The following is a 2,282-nucleotide window of genomic DNA, read 5'->3' as shown; positions in this document are numbered from 1 at the left end:
ATCATATTCCTTGAAGGAATTTTCAATACTTCGCAAAAACCTTCAATTTCTTCATTAATTCCTGGACAATATTGTTTTAGTACATTTCTAGATTCTGTCCAATGGTTATCCGATATTAAATTTTCTTGCTGTATAAATTGTGGAATGAGATACGGGTGTTTCTTTACGAATTCCCCTTGTTGCTTACCAATTTCATAATGATTTCCTTTTAGTGACGAAAAATACCCCTTTATTTGATATACCTTAAATTCCCCCTCACATTGAATATATCCATATCATACCAAAATCCTTTTGTTCATTCTTGATGTTTTCCACTCTTTTCCACATACATTAACAATCCTTTTTTCTTTTCAATCAGGTCAGTTAATAACTATTTGATACCTACTCAAAACATTGTTAAAATTACTGTAAGAACAAGTATTCGAGAGGTTATCAGGATGAGTAAAGTATTTCGAAACTAGTTAAAATAATATCAAATGGAATAAACTCTACATTGAACCTGTTTATTGGCGTTCAACTGATTATGAAAATGCGAAAAGTTGTATTTCAAAGGGATGCAAATGGCCATATTGTTCAGTTAAAGAAAGAATATTTTTTAATCATCCATTTATTATAATGAAGGGATAAATTGTATATGAATAAAAGCAAACCAGTTGACGAATTAACTATTGAAGACTTGAAACAAAACCCAATATGGGAATGGGCAATAGATGAAGAGGAAAACGAAGAGTGCGATGAAACGTGGGTAAAACCAGTGGAAACAATAAATTTTACAGAAGAGTTAAACGGTTCAATAGTACTGGGCGAATTAATAATACATAATGATGAGAAATTCCCTATGATGTGTAGTATTGATATTGAAAATACTGAGGTATTAATTAGTTCCGTTGTTTTTTATAACGAAAAAGAAGATGAGTATATTGCGATAGAAGATGTAGTGAAAAAAGTCGAAATGCCTTTATCAATTAATATTAATCTCACAATTAATGGAGTACCTAGAGCTTTAAAATTCTCTGCAGATAAAATTGATATTTATAAAAACACTATAAAAACTAACTTAAATTAAATTCTAATTGAAGTTAGTAAAATACTCATTAAGTAAAAAATGGGAAACCATTATAATTAACGGTTTCCCAAATATCCTTCTATATTCAATATTTATATAACTTTATACTAAATAATCCCCTTTTCCACCAATGTCTCTGCGATTTGAACTGAGTTCCAAGCCGCACCTTTTAATAAATTATCAGAAACGATCCAAAGATGGAATCCTTTTGATGTATCAGGATCTTTACGTATTCTACCTACAAATGTATCTCTTTTACCCTCTGCATATAATGGCGTTGGATAAATTTGTTCACTAGGATTATCTTGTAAAATAACACCTGGTGCATTCAGTAGTACTTCTTTAATTTCTGCAACGGTCGCTTCTTTTTCAAGTTCAATATAAACTGATTCAGAATGCCCCGATACAACTGGAACTCTGACGCAAGTAGCTGCCATTTTTAGATTTGGATCTTCTAAAATTTTCTTCGTCTCTTGAATCATCTTTACTTCTTCGAATGTGAAATCATTGTCTGTAAATATATCCACTTGCGGCAATACATTAAATGCAATTGGATAATGTTTTTTATCTTTTTTCGCTGGTAATATAGTACTCTTCACTTCTTCACCTGTAAGCATTGACTTAGCTTGTTCTTTTAATTCATGAATCGCATGAATTCCTGAGCCTGATACGGCTTGATACGTTGAAACAATAATTCGTTCTAAACCAAATGATTTTCGAATTGGCTGAAGAGCTGTTACCATCTGTAGTGCTGAGCAATTCGGAACTGCAATGATCCCTTTATGTTCCCTTAAAGTATGTGCATTTACTTCTGGAACGACGAGTGGTACATCGTGTGCCATTCGGTATTCACTTGTGTTGTCAATTACGATTGCACCACTAGAAACTGCATGATTTACATATCGTCTAGAAACTTCTCCTCCAGCACTAAAAAATGCAATGTCTACACCTTCAAAACTAGTTGATTTTGCCTCTTGTATTTTAATCTCTCGTCCTTTAAATTGTACTATCTTACCAGCAGATCGTTTTGACGAGAGTAATGTAATTTCTTCTATATTAAATTTCGTTACTCTCTCTAACAATGCAATGATTTTTTGCCCTACTGCGCCTGTAGCCCCAACTACAGCTACATGATAGCTCTTTTCACTCATTTTTTCTCCTCCAATTTCACTTGAATGAATTTCTCCACAACTTAATTTTAAAAGAAATTTAATGA

Annotated in this window: 2 protein-coding genes and 1 pseudogene; 1 reads left to right on the top strand and 2 read right to left on the bottom strand. The window is 32.3% G+C overall.

Annotated elements, in window-relative coordinates; translation table 11 throughout:
• Positions 1-266: pseudogene (locus tag AB3X48_RS21375) on the bottom strand (C45 family autoproteolytic acyltransferase/hydrolase); the annotation flags it as partial.
• Between the two features lie 368 nt (positions 267-634).
• Between AB3X48_RS21375 and AB3X48_RS21370 the strand changes: the two are divergent.
• Positions 635-1,066 (top strand): hypothetical protein, encoded by a 432-nt coding sequence (locus AB3X48_RS21370; RefSeq protein ID WP_071151259.1) that lies wholly within the window; start codon positions 635-637, stop codon positions 1,064-1,066.
• Between the two features lie 107 nt (positions 1,067-1,173).
• Here the strand turns inward: AB3X48_RS21370 and AB3X48_RS21365 are convergent, their stop codons facing one another.
• Positions 1,174-2,217, bottom strand: coding sequence for an aspartate-semialdehyde dehydrogenase (locus AB3X48_RS21365; RefSeq protein WP_367959917.1), 1,044 nt, complete (start codon positions 2,215-2,217; stop codon positions 1,174-1,176).
• Positions 2,218-2,282: the final 65 nt, after the last annotated feature.

The sequence above is a fragment of the Bacillus sp. S4 genome (genome assembly GCF_040838205.1).
In the GTDB taxonomy this organism is placed as follows: domain Bacteria; phylum Bacillota; class Bacilli; order Bacillales; family Bacillaceae_G; genus Bacillus_A; species Bacillus_A cereus_U.
Note: the sequence above shows the minus strand (reverse complement) of the source record. Positions and strands in the feature narration are given on the sequence as shown.

Bases quoted from the DNA above. Each gene is read 5' to 3' on its own strand.
- AB3X48_RS21370 (WP_071151259.1), top strand. From the start codon at position 635: ATGAATAAAAGCAAACCAGTTGACGAATTAACTATTGAAGACTTGAAA.
- AB3X48_RS21365 (WP_367959917.1), bottom strand. From the start codon at position 2,217: ATGAGTGAAAAGAGCTATCATGTAGCTGTAGTTGGGGCTACAGGCGCA.